General features: G+C 49.4%; 14 protein-coding genes. 3 read left to right on the top strand and 11 right to left on the bottom strand.

What is annotated here, in order from left to right:
• Window positions 1-5 precede the first annotated feature (5 nt).
• From PHU01S_RS19115 to PHU01S_RS19090, 6 genes are read right to left on the bottom strand one after another with little or no spacing between them, the layout of a single operon-like run.
• Complete coding sequence (locus tag PHU01S_RS19115) at window positions 6-1,292, bottom strand: ABC transporter ATP-binding protein (RefSeq protein WP_127509279.1); 1,287 nt, start codon at window positions 1,290-1,292, stop codon at window positions 6-8.
• 12 nt (window positions 1,293-1,304) lie between these two features.
• Window positions 1,305-2,081, bottom strand: a complete 777-nt coding sequence (locus PHU01S_RS19110) for an ABC transporter permease (protein WP_127509276.1) — start codon at window positions 2,079-2,081, stop codon at window positions 1,305-1,307.
• Between the two features lie 11 nt (window positions 2,082-2,092).
• Window positions 2,093-3,034 (bottom strand): GDP-mannose 4,6-dehydratase, encoded by a 942-nt coding sequence (locus PHU01S_RS19105; protein ID WP_164763121.1) that lies wholly within the window; start codon window positions 3,032-3,034, stop codon window positions 2,093-2,095.
• A 16-nt stretch (window positions 3,035-3,050) separates the two neighbouring features.
• A complete protein-coding gene (gmd, locus tag PHU01S_RS19100; protein WP_127509270.1) occupies window positions 3,051-4,013 on the bottom strand; it encodes a GDP-mannose 4,6-dehydratase in 963 nt (320 codons plus the stop codon).
• A 13-nt stretch (window positions 4,014-4,026) separates the two neighbouring features.
• A complete protein-coding gene (locus tag PHU01S_RS19095) occupies window positions 4,027-5,103 on the bottom strand; it encodes a mannose-1-phosphate guanylyltransferase (RefSeq protein WP_049868421.1) in 1,077 nt (358 codons plus the stop codon).
• Window positions 5,100-6,287, bottom strand: coding sequence for a glycosyltransferase family 4 protein (locus tag PHU01S_RS19090; protein ID WP_246029279.1), 1,188 nt, complete (start codon window positions 6,285-6,287; stop codon window positions 5,100-5,102). Before PHU01S_RS19090 ends, PHU01S_RS19095 begins: the two co-directional genes overlap by 4 nt.
• 223 nt (window positions 6,288-6,510) lie before the next feature.
• Here PHU01S_RS19090 and PHU01S_RS19085 point away from each other — a divergent pair, with 223 nt between their 5' ends.
• Window positions 6,511-9,006 (top strand): O-antigen ligase family protein, encoded by a 2,496-nt coding sequence (locus tag PHU01S_RS19085; protein ID WP_049868423.1) that lies wholly within the window; start codon window positions 6,511-6,513, stop codon window positions 9,004-9,006.
• Window positions 9,007-9,214: 208 nt separating this feature from the next.
• A complete protein-coding gene (locus PHU01S_RS19080) occupies window positions 9,215-10,804 on the top strand; it encodes an S-layer homology domain-containing protein (protein ID WP_127509266.1) in 1,590 nt (529 codons plus the stop codon).
• 282 nt (window positions 10,805-11,086) lie between these two features.
• Here the strand turns inward: PHU01S_RS19080 and PHU01S_RS19075 are convergent, their stop codons facing one another.
• From PHU01S_RS19075 to PHU01S_RS19055, 5 genes are all read right to left on the bottom strand, one after another.
• The gene (locus PHU01S_RS19075) at window positions 11,087-12,751 is read right to left on the bottom strand and encodes a glutamine--tRNA ligase/YqeY domain fusion protein (RefSeq protein ID WP_049868424.1); all 1,665 of its coding nucleotides are present in this window, start codon (window positions 12,749-12,751) and stop codon (window positions 11,087-11,089) included.
• A gap of 397 nt (window positions 12,752-13,148) precedes the next feature.
• Entirely contained in the window at window positions 13,149-13,685 is a 537-nt protein-coding gene (locus PHU01S_RS19070) for a glutathione peroxidase (protein ID WP_048748135.1), read from the bottom strand.
• The gene (locus tag PHU01S_RS19065; protein WP_048748145.1) at window positions 13,672-14,151 is read right to left on the bottom strand and encodes a MarR family winged helix-turn-helix transcriptional regulator; all 480 of its coding nucleotides are present in this window, start codon (window positions 14,149-14,151) and stop codon (window positions 13,672-13,674) included. Before PHU01S_RS19065 ends, PHU01S_RS19070 begins: the two co-directional genes overlap by 14 nt.
• Window positions 14,152-14,530: 379 nt before the next feature.
• Window positions 14,531-15,028 (bottom strand): CcdC family protein, encoded by a 498-nt coding sequence (locus PHU01S_RS19060; RefSeq protein WP_048748136.1) that lies wholly within the window; start codon window positions 15,026-15,028, stop codon window positions 14,531-14,533.
• Between the two features lie 228 nt (window positions 15,029-15,256).
• Window positions 15,257-15,790, bottom strand: coding sequence for a type 1 glutamine amidotransferase domain-containing protein (locus PHU01S_RS19055; RefSeq protein WP_048748138.1), 534 nt, complete (start codon window positions 15,788-15,790; stop codon window positions 15,257-15,259).
• Between the two features lie 336 nt (window positions 15,791-16,126).
• Between PHU01S_RS19055 and PHU01S_RS19050 the strand changes: the two genes are divergently transcribed.
• Window positions 16,127-17,905 (top strand): PdaC/SigV domain-containing protein, encoded by a 1,779-nt coding sequence (locus tag PHU01S_RS19050; protein WP_164763120.1) that lies wholly within the window; start codon window positions 16,127-16,129, stop codon window positions 17,903-17,905.
• The last annotated feature ends 60 nt before the right edge of the window (window positions 17,906-17,965 follow it).

The following is a 17,965-nucleotide window of genomic DNA, read 5'->3' as shown; positions in this document are numbered from 1 at the left end:
AATTATCACCCCTTAAATGATGAAAGCTCCCACTCCGGAGTTAATTTCACGATTCCTGTCTCGTTGCTTAGACTGGATACTTTGAAAGAATACTTTTTATCATGGTAATCATATTGATTTCCATGTTCATCATGAACAGCTACTGACAGCAAATACGTACCTGATCCTAAATGCAAGGCAGGTATGGTAATAATCATATCGCCGGTATTGTTCTCAGATAGCAGATCAATTTCATATTGATCGATATATGTGTTAGTACCGTAACAATTAATATGATCCATTGTAAAAATGCCAATTCCAAAGATAGGCTTCTTCACCGTACGATTCACTTTATACTTGATATTAATTTTCAATACTTCATTGGAGATAAAACTTTTCTTCAACTGTCTATCTTTATCCATAATTACAACATCCATAATCTCGACGGATCTGTCGCCCCAGCGGCTTTCGTCCCTTACATCCGGAACGATTGGGCTCACATCTTCCTCGTTACTGGATACGTCTTGGGGCAAGATCATTTCTTCGGGAACTGATTCTTGCTCATAGATAAGTCTCTTATTTTCTTCATTTGCTAAAAAGGCGAGATATTGATCAATCGTCTTCTTCGGTTTACCATCCGCTAGAACTTTTCCTTGATTTAGCCAGATAACCCGATCGCATAGCTTCTCCATAGCACCGAGATCATGGGATACAAAAACAATTGTCGTCCCGTTTGTTTTTAATTTAATCAGTTGATCCATGCACTTTTGCTGAAAAGCAGCATCCCCTACTGCAAGAACCTCATCAATCAACAAAATGTCGGGTTCGACCATAATTGCAATTGAAAAAGCAAGCCTCATATACATACCCGAAGAGTAATTTTTCACCGGGTTCTCGATGTATTTTCCTAATTCGGAAAAAAGGATAATATCATTTAGTTTTCTTTTAATTTCTCTTTTACTTAGGCCGAGTATCGAGGCATTCATATATATATTTTCTCTGCCTGTAAAATCAGGGTGGAAGCCGGCTCCTAATTCAAGCAAACTGGAGACTTTCCCTTTCATTTCAACTTTTCCTTTATCCGGATACAGAATGCCGGTAAGGAGCTTAAGCAGAGTACTCTTGCCAGAGCCGTTTCTACCCATTAATCCAACCGTACTGCCTTTATTGATTGTCAGAGATACATCATCCAAGGCAAGAAATAAATCGAACCGATTGCGATCCTTTCTTATAAGCCTCTCCTTAAGAGTGGATGCTCTTTCTTTATATATTCGAAAAGTCTTTGTGACCCCTTCTACGATTACTGCCTCCATCTCAACCACTCCTTAAATCTCTTCCGCAAAGTTGCGGCTTAGTTTGCGAAAGACGGCAAAGCTGATTATGAGCAAAGCAATGCTGAAAATATAAAAAATCCCCAAAGCAGAAAGATCGGGAAATTTGTTGTAGAAAAATATATCATGAAAGCTTTCGATAATGATTTTCATAGGGTTCAATTGAAAAACAAACTGAAGATCTTTAGGTATCATTTCGCTAGTAAAAACAATTGGAGTAAGATAAAACCAAGCCATGATGATAATGCCAACAATATGCTCTAGATCCCGCATGTACACATTAAAAGCTGAAACCAGCATCGTTAACGCTAGTACAAAAAGCGAATATCCAAGCAGAACAATGGGGAAAATCAACAACGGTAATCCCAGTTTTAAACCGCTCAAAAATATCATGGGGAACAAGATGATAAGACTGAATAAATAGTTTATGATTCCACCGAGTACGACGGAAAGGGGAAGAATCTCTTTGGGGAAGTAGATCTTTTTAACAAGGCCAGCATTTCTGATTATGCTTCCGGATCCGCTATTAAGAGATTGAGCAAGAAGTGTCCAGGTCATCAATCCAACAAAAAGAAAAGTCGTATAATGATCCATTTGGATACGTACAATATATTTAAACACTATAGAATATACCAGCAACATGAGCAGTGGATTTAATAATGTCCAAAAAAAGCCCAGATAAGAACCCTTGTACCGGGTTCTTAGATCTGTCAACACGAGGCTCTCAAGCATTTGCCTATACGTATATATTTCTTTGATTTTGCTCAACATTTATAGGCTCCTTATTGGCAATTTCTCCAATAGTTCAAAATATCATTCAGGGAATCGGAAAAGGATATTTCCGGATTCCACCCTGTCGCAGCTGTTATTTTTCGAGCGTCTCCATAATAAACAGGGAAGTCAGAAGGCCTCATTTTATTCGGATCCTGTCTAACCTCTATATGGGCACAGGTACTAATTTCAATATAGGTTTGAAGAATATCGCTAATCGCCACAGCTTTGCCAGAACATACATTGTAAACTTCGCCTGGCTTGCCTTTAGTTAAAAGAAGCTGATAAGCCACTACAATATCTCTCACATCCGTAAAATCCCGTTTTGATTCTAAATTCCCGACAGATAGAGTAGGTTGAAGCAACCCTTTTTCAATATCTGCTATTTGTTTAGCAAAATCCGAGGTGACAAAGCCGAGTTTTTGCCCGGGCCCGATATGGGTGAAGGGACGTGAGTGCACAATATGCATTCCATGATTTTGATAAAAATAACGAGCTAGCATGGAAACAGTTGTTTTTGAAAGTCCATACGGACTTATAGGATTGGTCGGAGTATATTCATTAATTGGCAGACTGGCACTTATAGTCTTTCCGTATTCCTCAGACGAGCCTATTGTCAGAATCTTCGCCGTTTGTCCTACGATGCTTTTTCGAATGGCTTCCAAGAAAGTCAATGTTGTATTTGCATTGCTCTCAAAAGTCTCCACTTTATTCAACCAAGATAAGTGAACCGAACTTTGACCAGCCAAATGATAGATTTCATTCGGCCGAACTTGATTAAGAAGGCGTATAACGCCTTCCTCATCGTTAAGATTGCACTGCAAAAGCTGGATAATGGATGAAGAGAGATCTGTACTTCTTGTCGTCCCGAAAACCTCATAATTAAGTGCCGACAATCGTGCTGCTAAATGCTGCCCTACGAATCCGGAATATCCGGTAATTAATGCCCTCATAGTCATTATCCCCGAATTAGCGTTTATATTTCTTATAGTCGCTGTCTACCATCATCGTTACCAATTGCTCAAATCCGACTTCCAGTTCCCAACCCAGCTGCTGCTTCGCTTTCGTACAATCCCCAAGGAGAAGATCAACCTCTGCAGGACGAACAAACTTCTCGTCAATAACGACATAATCGCGCCAGTTAAGATCAAGATGTTCAAAAGCAATTTCTACCAGTTCTTCGACGGTATGTGTCTCTCCCGTAGAAATAACATAATCCTCTGGAGCATCCTGTTGGAGCATAAGCCACATAGCTTTAACATAATCTCCTGCGAAGCCCCAATCGCGTTTGGCATCCAGATTGCCCATGCGAAGCTCTTTTTGAAGACCAAGTTTAATACGAGCGGCCGCATCCGTCACTTTGCGAGTAACGAACTCGACGCCGCGGCGAGGAGATTCATGATTGAAAAGAATCCCTGAGCAAGCGAACATATCAAAGCTCTCGCGGTAGTTGACTGTGATCCAATGACCGTATACTTTTGCCACGCCATATGGGCTGCGCGGATAGAAAGGCGTGGATTCCTTTTGTGGAGTTTCGACAACCTTGCCGAACATTTCACTGCTGGAAGCTTGATAGAAACGGGCATCAGGCTTGGTCAAACGGACTGCTTCCAGCATGTTCGTGACGCCGATGCCTGTCGATTGCCCGGTCAGGACAGGTTGAATCCAGGAGGTGCCAACGAAAGACTGGGCAGCCAAGTTATAAACTTCATCCGGGTTGGAAATACGCATCGCGTTAATAAGCGAGCCTTGATCGAGAAGGTCGCCATCGATGAACTCAATCTCGTTTTTGATATGCTCGATATTCTCCATGATCGGTGTGCTTGTACGGCGGCGAAGAGCATATACTTTATAGCCTTTCTCTAACAAAAGCTCTGCGAGGTAGGATCCGTCTTGTCCAGTTACACCTGTTACAAATGCGCGTTTTGTCATTTAAAAATCTCCTTTAAAGGTATTCAACTCGTTTTTGTTCTCTCAAAGCCTTCAGCAGGGATTTAATCTCCTGAGCCTTATCTTTAGTACAAATTAAAGTTACATCTTCCGTATCCACCACAATCAAGTCCTCGATGCCAAGCGTTGCAATCAGCTTGCCATCGCTTTCGATGATACAGTTTTTCGTTGCTATATTTAAGATGTTTCCTTTAATTACATTGCCGTCATTGTCCTTGTCATTAATACGATCCAATGCCGTCCATGATCCGACATCATCCCAACCCAGAGAAACCGGAATCACGTAAATATTCTCCGCCTTCTCCATGATTCCGTAATCGACCGATTGGTCGGGCATTTTAACGAACTCACTGCGAATGGCCTGATTTCGCTTCTCTGAATCCGTTACCGCCATGATCGTCTGAAGAATATCATCAACTTCAGGCATCAACGCTTTGATGTAGCTTTGAAGAGTGGAGTTTTTCCAGACGAACATTCCGCTGTTCCATAAGTAATTGCCTGATTCCACATAATTTTGCGCCGTGGCATAATCCGGTTTTTCGACAAACTGATTCACCTTATGTACCTCAAAGCTGTTTACGATTTGAGTGTTGCTTGTGCACTCGATATACCCGTAGCCTGTTTCCGGGTAAGAAGGTTTGATTCCCAGGGTAACAAGGTTGCTGTTCTCCTGAGCCACCTCGACGGCGGTTTGCAGAATTCGAATAAATCCATCCGCATCTTCGATAATGTGGTCGGAAGGCATTACGATCATGGTGCTGTCCGGGAACCGCTCTTCAATAAGAACGGAGGCAAGCCCTACGCATGGCGCCGTGTTGCGGCCCACAGGTTCGATGATGATATTCATTTTAGGCAGGTGCGGAATCTGCACATGGATAAGTTCTGCATACAACTCATTGGTTACGACGAAAATTTGATCAATCGGGAGCCATTTCTCCAAACGTTCGATAGATTGCTGGATCATGGACTTATTCCCGGATATATTCAGAAACTGCTTCGGCAAATTCGTCCGGCTTTTGGGCCAGAAGCGCTCTCCCTTGCCGCCGGCCATTATTACGCATGTAATCGTCATTTCAAGCCTCCGGAATTCCATAGATTGATGTAGTCGAGCCGTCGTTTGATTTTCTTGCTTACAGCTTGAGGAGAAAACTCCTCCCGTATCGTTATCTGTCCATTTGACGCAATTAGTTCGCGAAACGTTGCGTCATGGAAGATCTTGCCCATATAAGATGCCGCCGTGCCGAGATTTGGCTCCGCCCACAGCTGCTCTTTTTTGTACGGCCCATGATCCTGCCCGACGGGGATAAGCTCGTAGTCAACGATGCAGGAATTATAGGCGTTCATGAAATCAATGTTCGAGGACCAGCCCGTGCCGATGACCGGCTTGCCCAAGTACATGGCTTCCGCCAGTCCCAATCCGAAGCCCTCGCTTCTATGCAAGGATACGAAACTGTCGACGGCTTGAAGGAGAGCGTTCGTATCGCTTCTTGACAGAGTTTGCTTGATGAAATGGATATTTCGGTATCCAGCGGCAATCTCGTTCAGGATATCGGTATCCTTGTCCCCATCGTGAAGACCGTTGACTTTGACAACCAGCCCGACCGAATCATCATTCCGATCAAAAGCCGATTGGAAAGCCTTGATCGCGCCCATCGGATTCTTTCTTTCCTGATAACTCTTAAGGTCATACATGCACAAAAATAAAAAAGGGTCTTGCGGAAGCCCGAAATACTCTCGTGATCGGGGCTCATCAATCTTCACTTCAATTGAATGCGGAATCTTGACGACGGGTACACGGCTTTTGGCCGCGATTGAATCGGCAACAAAGGTCGAAGGCACCCAGATTTCATCGACTAGATTCATATTTTCAAGCCATTCGTCCGGGAACTCAGGAAGCTCCCAATGCCAGAATCCGATATTGTACCTTCCATTGAAAATACGATCTCCATAGTGAGCGTAAGCTTCCATCATTTGTTCGGCATTAAGATGAAAGACGTTGAACATATAAGAAGGCTCGCCGATTTCTTTGTGCCCCCAGGAAAGATCGCCCATTCTCGCTTTATTGGTCCCGGTATAATTGAGAATTCCAAATGGAATGTTCCCTGCATCCAAAGACTTGGCAGCAATACGACAAGATTCCCCAATGCCCATCTCGGCTCTTGCATATCCAATCAGATTGACGCCGAAATTCCCAGCAAAATGCTTTTCACTCGAGGATTCGTTGTTTTTAAGAGGATAGGCTTTTTTCAGCAGCATTTTCTTGAACTTTTGCCGTTGTTCGGGAGAGAGAAGAGGCCTGACTACTGTCTTTAATCCGAGGGCTATTTTGTATATCCCTTTAAATAACAGTTTTTTTATAAAAAACACCGCCAAATATGTAAGTTGAATCCATTACTTCGCAGCCAAAGAAATCTTTGATCTTTATCTATCATCTAGATAGAATAAAAGTAGTTTTCAAGCCACTAAAAAGGAGTTTACCATGAATCGACAACCTTCACCACCCAAGTACGTCAAAAAGGAAGAATTTGACGTATCGCTTTTGAAGTGGGCAGCAATTCTAATGGCAGGAATATTCTTCTTTTTTTATTCCTTCCGAACAGGGCTATTTAACGGTTACGGGTTTTCATTTGAGAAAAAGCTTGTAGGAGCTGCTTTATTCTCGTTGATTTTCATTCTCGTCATGTCCCTTCAACTCTTCAAAACCTGGAAGGATAAGAGCTGGAAGTCCGTCCTTTCCATCGGCATTTGGCTTCTTCCGCTTTCTTTTGCCCTTTCCTCCATAAATGCCGTGTCTGATAACTACGCCAATATCATGACGATGATCAGCTGTTTGCTGGCCGGTTTTTTTGTGTTCGGCCTCTACTTTAACGATAGCAAGTATACCAGGGTTGCTCTGGAATTTATTCTTATGGGTTCCTCATACGTCTTGGTCTGGTTTGGCATCCTCAATCTATTCGGCCAGCATTGGTACCCGGATGCCCTTTGGTTCCAGATGGAGAACTACAGGATGACATCGGTCTTCCAATACCCCAACACTTACGCCGCTCTCCTAATCGCCGTCATGCTAGCCTCCGCTTTTTACGCCACTCATGCAAAAAACGCATGGTGGAAAGGCATCCATGCTTTCATGCTCGTCCCTGTATTCATCTCTTTCATGTTGACCTACTCGCGCGCTGCTCTAGTTATCATTCCTGTTGCCGTGTTGGCCACTCTTCCTTTCATGAGACTATCCAAGCAAATCGCCTATATCCTTCATCTTGTCGTGACCGTAATCGTATCCTTTTCTATTCTAAGTCTCATTGAAACGAAATCTGCAGCCATTCTTAAACAGGTTCTTCGTTTCAACGAATCAGGCAGCCAAGTTCCTCCGGAAAAGCTTGCTTCTATGGGCAGCGCAGAGGTTCTTACCTTATGGGGTGTATTGATAGGAAGTTCTATCGTCGCATCCGCTCTCTGCTTGACAGTGTCTAGATGGATCGAGCCATGGCTGGAAAGCAAGCTCCACAACTTCTCCGAACGCAAGCTCTCTTATATCATTGCTCCTGCAGCCATGATTATTCTTGCCGCAGGCGGTGCCGCTATCGTACTCTCGAGCAGCATGGTCCGCGGACTGCTGCCGCCGAACCTTGCCGATCGTCTTGAAAATATCAGCTTCAAGCAGCACAGCGTCTTGGAGCGCGGCACCTTCTACGAGAACGGATTCAAGATTGCAGCCGATTATCCGCTTCTTGGCGGCGGCGGAGGGGCATGGAATGCTCTCTACCAAAAGTATCAAAGCAATCCATACACTAGCAATCAAGCCCATAGCTACTTCATCCAAACCCTGGTGGAAACAGGGTACGTCGGCTTGGTTCTCCACTTCGGATTCTTCGCATTGGCGTTCATCTTATTTATCCGCACGTGGATACGCCATCCTGAAAAACGAGGCAACCAGCTCGTCTACTATATCTTTGCCGTATCGCTTCTGCTGCACAGTCTGTTTGACTTCGATATGAGCTACATCACCATAGCAGCCTTGTTCTTCTTTAGCTTAGGGAGCATGCTGGGAGGATACGAGAAAGAACTCGCCCTTCCCGCTTTCCATTTCAAAAAGCCGTCCTTAAACCGTATCTATCCCATAGCTCTAATGGTTCTCACCGTTTCAATTGGTGTCATTACCTACCGCAGCTATGCATCTTATCTTCAATTTGACAAAGCACTAGCAATGGGCCAAGAGCAGCGATCCATCGAGGAGATTTTTCCTCCATTGGACCGCGCCATCGAGCTTTCTCCGTCCAACACCCAGTATCTTCTGGTCAAAGCGGACTGGCTGACGCAGGTGTATAATCAGACGAAAAATGCCGAATATTTAATGCAAGCTGAAAAATCTCTCCAGCAAGCGCAACTTCATGAGCCCTACTCGCGTCAAATAATACAAGCCCGCTACCAGAACTCTGCTATAAAAGGCGAAAGTGACCAGAGCCTGGCTGTTATCGAGGAAGGTCTGACTAAATTCCCATGGGATATCAGCCTCTATGAGATGGGCATCAAGCAGTATGCTGAGACCGGCTTGGCAGAAAAGAAAGCCGGCAACGGCGACTATGCCGCCAAGTGGAAGCGTACCGAAGATCTCTACCAGGACATTCTAGCAGGGATGGACAAGCTTAAGGATCTCCCGAAGGAACAGCTTCAAGGGAAGCGTTTTGATGTGGCTCCCATCAGCAGGCAGGGTTTAGGTATCGTTCTCTATCATACTCAGAGATATCAGGAAGCTGTAGATCTTTTGAAACCGATCACCAGCGACTCCCTTGTGCCAGATCCAGCCAACTCGACTTCCGAAGAAGCCGAAAGAGCATCCATTGCCCGCCAGGCAGTTCGTTTCTATCTGGCTTCTCTCCACCATTTGGGCCAAAATGACGAGCCATTGAAAGAAAAATTGATACAAGCTGATTCAAACGAAGAGAATCTGCTTAATCAATTAGTGGCAGAAGAGTGAATGTTATTTTCATAACCCATATCAAAATCCCAATAATTACTTAAATTCCATATATGCCCTTTACTTTACTTGGGATTTGTGATTAAATACCTTCTATCGTCACAATTAACAATATCTCAACAATTATAGACATTTTTCTCATTCTCGAAACTTTACGATTTAATAGGCGTATTACAAAACGTCTCTTGAAAGGAGGTGAAATACAAAAATGAAAAAGCTTGTTACAAAGAAAACAGCAGCTCTGCTCGTTTTCATGATGGTAGTATCGGCTCTGTCGCCGATTCTGGCCTTCGCAGCTTCTGGATTCCAATCCGCTTCCTCGTATTACAACCAAGTTACGGCTTCGGTATACGTAGATGCGGATACATATGCGGCTAAGAGCGTCTACATCGACGGTCAAAACCGTATCGCCATCCAGGTCTACGCTGCAGGCTCGACGGTACCTACAACGGTATATGCAACTTACAGTACATACACCGACGGTAAGTACTACTACAATCTGGACGAATCCGTGGCCTACTCCACTTACTACACTCTGCAGTACTCCGACAAGAGCGCTGATAATGGTGTCGTAAGCAAACTGGTCTACAACGGCTACACACCAGGCGGCGGCTTCCCGGGAGGATTCTTCCCTCCGGTAACCGGCGGTGACCTGGTAGGTGCTGACGGCAAAGTCAACCGTGAACAGCTGATCGCTCTTCTTGCGGCAAATGCCGATGCCAAGATCAAAACGACTCTTGACACCGTGTACCTGCCTGCTGACGCTCTGCTGAACGGCAAAACGCTGACCATCTACAACGATGCAGGCGTATCCATCACGCTTCCTCTTTCCGCTCTGAAACTGGCTGATCTCGCTAAATCCCTCGGGGTTGAGCTGAAGGATCTGGTTATCCGCGTGGAAATGAAGAAACTGACGGGCGAAGCAGCTGACGCTGTTTCGAATGCTGTGAAAGCTCTGGGCGCTACGCAACTGGCCGATTCTTACGACTTCCGTGTCGTAGCAATGGGCGGTGGCAAAGAATTGGCTATCGAGAAGTTCGGACAACTCGTATCCCGTACGATTCCTCTGACTTCCGCAGCTACCGCAACGGCAGCGGGCGTTATGTTCAACCCGACTGCGAAAGAGCTGAGCTTCGTGCCTAGCACCTTCGCAACGGCTGACAACAAAACGATCGCTACGCTGAAGCGTGACGGTGCTTCCATCTACACCGTCGTTCAAGGCAAAACAGTTCGTTTCAACGACACGTTGAATCACTGGGCCAAGAACGACATCGCGACTCTGTCCGAGAAGCTGATCGTTGAAGGCACAGGCAAAAACCTGTTCGAGCCTAAACGCAGCATCACTCGTGCGGAATTCGCAGCGCTGGTCGTCCGTTCGCTGGGCGCAGTTCCTGTAACGTCTTCGACCTACACGTTCAAAGACGTTCAATCTTCCAAATGGTACGCTGGCACGGTAGCTACGGCTGCTGAGCTGGGTCTGGTCATCGGAGATGAAAAAGGAAACTTCAACCCGAACAGCCCGATCACGCGTAAAGAGATCGCTGCTATCGTCGTTCGCGCGGCGGAGTATGCCGGTAAATCCCTGAAGCTGTCCGATGCGGAAGCAAACGCAGCTCTGGCTGGATATACCGACGTTGCGAATCTCCAATGGGCTAAAGCTGAGGTTGCTGCAGCTGTCAAAGCCGGTCTGGTAAAAGGACAATCCGCGACGAAAATCGCTGGAAACTCCTTCGCCAACCGTGCCGAGGCAACGACACTGATCGCACGCTACCTGCCTATCTCTGGTCTGACGAACTAATCCTTCTTTATACCAGTAGAAAGAGCGGTCCTTCGGGGCCGCTCTTTTGGTTTTCTGACCGTTTTGTCGGAGTGCTATCCGTGTGGACGGAGACTACCGATTCTCTTATGAGATTGATCTCCTTCTCTAGGAAAGAATCAGTAACGGCAGCACGCCTCCCCCCAGAGGTCTCTTTCATTCACATGCCCAATCATTCCAACGGCAAGCAAAAAGAGTCGTTTTGCAAGGTGTCCGAGGACGCCCACGCAAACGACTCTTTTAATAGAAGCAATAGATCTCTTATCAGCCCTTAGTCGGATCAAACGAGCTCTTCAGCGAAACGACCCGGTTGAATACCGGCTTGCCCGGATCGGACAGCTTGGGATCGACATTGTAGTAGCCATGGCGGAAAAATTGGAACTTGTCGCCCGCTGCGGCTTCCTTCATTCCCGGCTCGACGAAGCCGTTCAGAATGTCCAGCGAGTTCGGGTTCAAGCATTCCATGAACGGCTTGCCGGTCTCCTCGGCTTCGCTCGTAATCAGCGGCTCGAAGTGGCGGAACTCGGTCGCTACAGCATGAGTCGCTTCGACCCAATGCAGCGTGCCTTTGACCTTGCGTCCGGTAAAGCCGGTTCCGCTCTTGGTCTCCGGATCGTAAGTGCAGCGGAGCTCGACCACATTGCCGGCTTCATCCTTGACGACCTCTTCGCACTTGATGAAGTAGGCATGCTTCAAGCGAACCTCGTTGCCAGGGAACAGCCGGAAATATTTGCTCGGCGGATTTTCCATGAAATCGTCCTGCTCGATATAAATTTCGCGCGAGAATGGAATCTGCCGGGTTCCCATTTCTTCGTTCTCGTTGTTGTTCTCGGCCTCGAGCCATTCCACTTGGCCTTCGGGATAGTTTGTAATCGTCACTTTGAGAGGCCGAACGACCGCCATCGTACGAGGAGCCTTCAGCTTGAGATCCTCACGAATAAAATGATCCAGCATTTGCTCGTCAACCATGCTGTTGGCTTTGGATACGCCAATTTCACGGCAGAACGTGCGGATCGCTTCAGGCGTGAAGCCTTTGCGGCGGAGCGCGCTGATCGTCGGCATCCGGGGATCGTCCCAGCCGTCAACGGCGCCTTCTTCTACAAGCTGCTTGAGCTTGCGCTTGCTCATGACCGTATTGGTCAGATTCAGGCGGCCGAATTCGTACTGGCGAGGGCGGGCTTCCATTTCGCAGTTCTCAATGGTCCAATCATACAGCGGGCGATGATCCTCGAACTCAAGCGTACAGATCGAATGCGTAATGCCCTCGATCGCGTCACCGAGCGGATGAGCATAATCATACATCGGGTAAATGCACCAAGCATCCCCTGTCCGGTGATGATGGGAATGGGAGATTCGGTACAGGACAGGATCGCGAAGCGTAATATTCGGCGAGCTCATATCGATCTTGGCACGCAGCACGCGAGCTCCGTTAGGGAATTCTCCCGCACGCATCCTGGCGAACAAATCGAGGTTTTCCTCAACGCTTCGATCGCGGTAGGGACTGTTCTTGCCGGGCTCCGTCAGAGTTCCGCGAAGCTCTCTCATTTGCTCCGGAGTGGAGTCGTCCACATACGCCAGCCCTTTGCGGATCAAGAGGACGGCGCGTTCATAGAACTCCTCGAAATAATCGGATGCGAATCGAAGCTCTTCCCATTCAAAGCCGAGCCAGCGGACATCCTCCTGAATAGATTCCACGAATTCCGTATCTTCCTTGACCGGATTCGTATCGTCGAAACGAAGATTCGTGCGGCCCTTGAACTCATCCGCGAGCTCAAAGTTGAGACAAATCGATTTGGCATGTCCGATATGCAAATAGCCGTTCGGCTCGGGAGGAAACCGGGTTGCGACTTGCTGCGTGCGGCCGCTCTCCACGTCGTCGACGACAATAGCGCGAATGAAATTAGAAACCGGAGGATTCTTAGGATCCATGCGACCACAACCTCTCTGATAAATTGTATCCTACCATTCTACACAAAATACGGCTTGAATATAAGGGGGCTCCTGCAAGAAAAGCCGACAGCCCGGCGCAGTCCTTCTGCATCGTTCTGTCGGCTTATGAGCAGGGCTCCGCTGCTGCATCGTTCTGTCGGGCTATGAGCGCGGTGCTCCCTGCTGCATCGTTCTGTCGGGCTATGAGCGGTGCTCCCTGCTGCAACGTTCTGTCGGCTAATGAGCGGGGCTCCCCTGCTGCAACGTTCTGTCGGCTAATGAGCGGGGCTCCCCTTCAACATCCGTTGAAAGAGTACGGCTCTCGCCCTGCACATTGGATTAAAGGCTTGTTAGAGTTGCAGCTATATCTGAACGAAAAGGCTGCCCGAGCCAGTCTCTAGAGAAGCTTCTCGATGTCCGCCGCGATATCTTGAGGAAGCACATTCGGCTCGAAGCGTTTCACGATCGATCCATCCCTGGCCACCAGGAACTTGGTGAAGTTCCACTTCACATCGTTGCTTTCGAGCTGTTCCGGCTGGAACATGCCCTGGAATTTCTGTCCGCTCGGAGAAGAGTCGAAGCCTTGGAATGGGGCGTCGGAGACCAGCTGCTTGAACAGCGGATGCGCAGCATCGCCATTGACGTCGGTCTTCGCGAACAGCGGGAAGCTGACGCCGTAGTTCAGCTGGCAGAAGCTATCGATTTCTTCGCTGCTGCCCGGCTCCTGGCCCGCGAATTGGTTGCTCGGGAAACCGAGAATTTCCAGGCCTTGATCCTTGTATTTGTTATATAAAGCCTGAAGCCCTTCATATTGCGGCGTAAGGCCGCATTTGCTGGCCGTATTGACGATCAGAAGAACTTTGCCCGTGTAGTCGGAAAGCTCGCTCTTGTCCCCTTTGATCGTCTCAAGCGTGTAGTTGTCAATCTTCGCCATGTTCCGAATCCTCCTCATAATGGTGTTGGATAACGGCGTTCAGCTGCTGCAGCTGCAGCCTGAGCGCTTCAAGATCGCGAAGCTCCATGCCTGTGACCTCGCACAGCTTCCGCGGAATGCTGCCGGCCTTTGCCCGCATGGCTTGTCCTGCCTCCGTCAGATTCACCCTCAGCATCCGCTCGTCGGCTCGATCCCGCACCCGGTTCACCAGGCCCATCGACTCGAGCTTTTTAAGCAGCGGCGTCAGCGTGCCGGAGTCCAGGTACAACCGGCTTCCCAGCGATTTGACCGGTTCCCCGTCCCTTTCCCATAGAGCCAACAGCGTGACATACTGCGTATACGTGAGGCCAAGTTCTTGCAGGAGAGGACGGTATAACCGGGTTACTTCCTTGGAGCAGGCGTATAGCGCAAAACAAAGCTGATGATCCAACTGGAGAAGCGAATGATCGCCCTGCTCGCCGGGCATCGCGGTCTGGTCATGGTGGGAATCCAGCAAGGGATCGACTCCTTCCGCAACTATATTGCATACAATTAAATTGGATGATACTAACTTAGCACATCCCTAAGCGCACTGTCAAACGATTCCGATCGCATCTCTTCGCTATGTAGACCCGCCTCGGTCCCAAATAGCGGAGGCTCCTTCATCGAATATTCGGTTGCTGGATAAGGATCGCCGCCACTGTAGAAGAAGCTGCCTGCACCTGCAACCGAAAACCGAATCGTCCGGACACATGCTAGCGGCCCAACTCCATGCCTTCCGCAGGAACAAAACTCCCCCGCCGGAAACCCGGCGAGGGAGAGATGCGCAGAAGCCGCCTGATGCGGAAGGCTCGATTGATTCTGCTTCAGGACTGAAGCGAGGAAGCCCGGCTTCGCTGCAGACGCCTGAACTTCGAGGCCATCGCCAGCCGCCATGGCACCAGCATGCCGAATGCCAGCAGGAAGAACAAGGACGCCGTCTGCATGACCGTCACATACTGCTCCACGAAGTCATGGAGGACCAGACGGATGGCAAGCAAAATCAGGATAATGAAGAAAAAAGCTTTCGAGCGGCGAAGATAAACGTCATCTCCGACAAACTCCATCTTGGAGGTGGTGATCAGCGGCGCCGCGAAAAACAGCGCCCCTGCCGCGAAGGCAGCCAATCCCCACAGCCACGGAATATGAGTCTGCGGCACGACGAACATGAGAAAGCCCGTGGACATGCCTAGAGGTGGAATCAATATTTTGCGCATGGTTGTCGGTTTCCGGGTAGAACGCACCCGCAGGACGATAACGGCGAGTCCGCCGATCAGCGGAATCAGCAGCGACCATAGCGACGATGGTTGGATATTCAGGTTCATCGGAGATCGACACTCCCAAGGAGAAGATGCCGGCTTTTTGCCGGCGGGGCTTTCCATCTAATGGACGAAGCCGCTTTCTTCATCCTACTTGAATTCGGATGACAACGCAAATCCGCCAACTCGCCAAAAAACCGCCGGATGAGCAGCTGAGACTGCTTCTTCGGCGGCATGGCTTTGGACGCCGGAAACGCTGCGTTTCCGCTCATTTCCATCCGGCATATCCCTTCCTTATCGGGATGCTTGGGGCAAGCCTTTTTTAATCTGCTCCAGCGTTTCCCGGATAAAGGCAGGCTCGTCCTTCGGCGTTCGGGAAGAAATGAAATTGCGGTCCACGACAACCTCTTGATCCACATAATGAGCGCCTGCATTGGCCAAGTCGTCACGCAGCGGCGGGTAGCAGGTCAGCGTGCGCCCTTTGGCCAGACCCGCGCTGATCAGAATCTGAGGTCCGTGGCAGATCGCGGCAATCGTCTTGCCTTCCTCATCGAATTTCTGCACGAATTTTTGAATGTCGTGATCGTTGCGAAGAGCTTCAGGAGATGATCCTCCCGGAATCACAACGGCCTGGTAGTCGGAAGCATCGGCGTCTTGAATGCCGAGATCGGTCGTATACTCCGCTTTTTTCTGCTTGCCCTCAAGCTTCTCGCCGGCCTTGAGGCCGATAATCACCGTCTCGTGACCATCCGCGCGGATAGCGTCATACGGTGCTTTCATCTCGCTGTCCTCGAATTGCGGTCCAAGCAGGAATGCGATTTTCGCCATCATAATCCTCTCCTTTGCTGTCGGTCAGTCGAATATAAGTTATATTACCCGTTGGCCCGGAAGCTCAACCTGAACTTTCAGCAGCGAGGCGGGAACGGCTTTTCGCTCAAGCAAAGAAAGATCAAGGGCTTGTCAGGACTATTCTCCCAACGATAGTTCGACAGATCCCTTCAGCATTTGATTCTCTTTTTGCCCCATTCGAGAAGGAATTCCAAGCTTCTCCATGGAATGGGAAGAGAACGTTACCCGTTTGTAACCTTCGCGCCGTCAGAACGGTCTAGTATACAGAATGAAATCGACCTCTGCTGCCAGAGGCTTATAGATGGAGGAAACAACATGGCGAAACGCAACGAATCGAAAAAGCGAATCCAAGCTTTGCTCCTCGGCTTGACCGGCGCTGCCCTGCTCAGCACGGCCTCTCTGCCCTCCGCTCATGCATCCGCTTTGGCGCCTGGACAAGCTCGCGTCTCCGTCGGCCCGGCCGCCTATGCCTCCCTGCCCGCTTCAACGCAGGCTAAAGCGGTTAGCGTCTCGGTCACCGCCAAAAAAATCGTTCAATCGACATCGGCTTTGAAAGCCGTTCTGTTCGTTCCCGTCGTCTCCGGGCTCAAGGATGCCTCCTACCAGAAATCGCTCAATGAAAAGATGGAGCGCACGGCCATGGCGGACTTGGATGCCGTGAAGAAGCAGGCCGCCTCCGGCCTGGCCGCAGCGAAAAAAGCCGGCTATGAGTTCCATCCTTATGAAATCAAGCTGCAATATTCCGCTGGCTTATCCGGAACGGGTACGGACAGTGCCATTGTTTCCCTCAAGCTCAATACCTACATCTTTGCGGGAGGAGCGCACGGCATTTCCAGGATTGACACCTACAACGTCAAGAACGCCGGCTCCGCTTCAGCCGTCACCTTGAAGACGCTGTTCGGGGACTCTTACCCGGCGGCAATCAACACGGAGATCAAGCGGCAGATCGCCCGGAACGCGAATGGTTATTTCAAGGACGCTTTCACCGGCGTGGCGGCGGATCAGTCCTTCTATATCAAGGACGGCAGCGCACAGATCGTCTTCCAGCCTTACGAGATCGCTCCTTATGCGGCTGGAATTCCCGTGTTCGCGGTTCCGCTCCCGGCCTCATCCAAACCGATTCCTGCCGCTTCCGTCCAGGTAGATGCCAAACCGGTCCGTACGGAGGACGAGTTGTATAAAGCCGACATCGATGTTCCCGTCCTGAGCGGGCTGCTCGATGCCAAGTTCCAGGAGGAATGGAATGCGCAGATGGAGCAGGCTGCGGCCAAAGAGCTGGACTCGCTGAAAAAGGCGGCCGCCGAGCGCAAAAAAGCGAACCCAACGAGCTTCATCCCTTCCGAGATCAAGACGACCTTCGAAGTCGCCTCGGACGGTTCTCCGGCTGCCGGTGGAATGGTCTCTATTAAAATGAGCACGTACACCTACGAAGGCGGAGCGAACGGGGATACGCATATAAGCGCGGCGACCTTCCGAAACGCCTCGCAAGCTTCGCCCGTGACGCTGGCGGCATTGTTCGGCAGCCATTACGAGAGCGAGGTCGGGGCGGCCGTTCAGGCTGCGATCTCCAAGGACAAAGAGAATTACTTTGCCGATGATGACGGCTTCAGAGGCGTGACGGCGGACAGCGTGTTCTACGTGAAAGCCCAGGACGTCTATGTCGTCTTTCAGCAGGGTGAAATCGCTCCCCGCGCGAGCGGCAATCCGGAGTTCAAAATTCCTCTTCCCACCCACGGCGAGGATTCAAAACCTCTGCAGGTCATCGTCGGCAGCAAGGCTTTGAGCGGCGTCCAGGCTGTCCCCAACAAGGACGGGGTCGCGATCGTACCGGTAAGGGATGCGGCCGAAGCGCTCGGCTACAAGCTGAAATGGGATAAGCGCACCTCGACTCTCGAGCTCAGCAAAGGCAGCCAATGGACGGCCGTCACGATCGGCAGCGACTCCTACACCTACAACAAGATGGCCCCGGTCGCGCTCGGAGCCGCTCCGTCCTACGACAGCAAAGGCCGGATGACGGTGCCGCTGGCCTTCTTCACGGAAATCCTCCATGCCAAAGCAAGCTACGGGGACGACAGCGTCACCCTGCAGAAGTAGCAAATCCCCCTTTGCAGACCTAGCGGTCGGCGAAGGGGGATCTGCTTTTAATCCTACTCA

The sequence above is a fragment of the Paenibacillus humicus NBRC 102415 genome (genome assembly GCF_004000905.1).
Classification (GTDB): Bacteria; Bacillota; Bacilli; order Paenibacillales; family Paenibacillaceae; genus Paenibacillus_O; species Paenibacillus_O humicus.
Note: the sequence above shows the minus strand (reverse complement) of the source record. Positions and strands in the feature narration are given on the sequence as shown.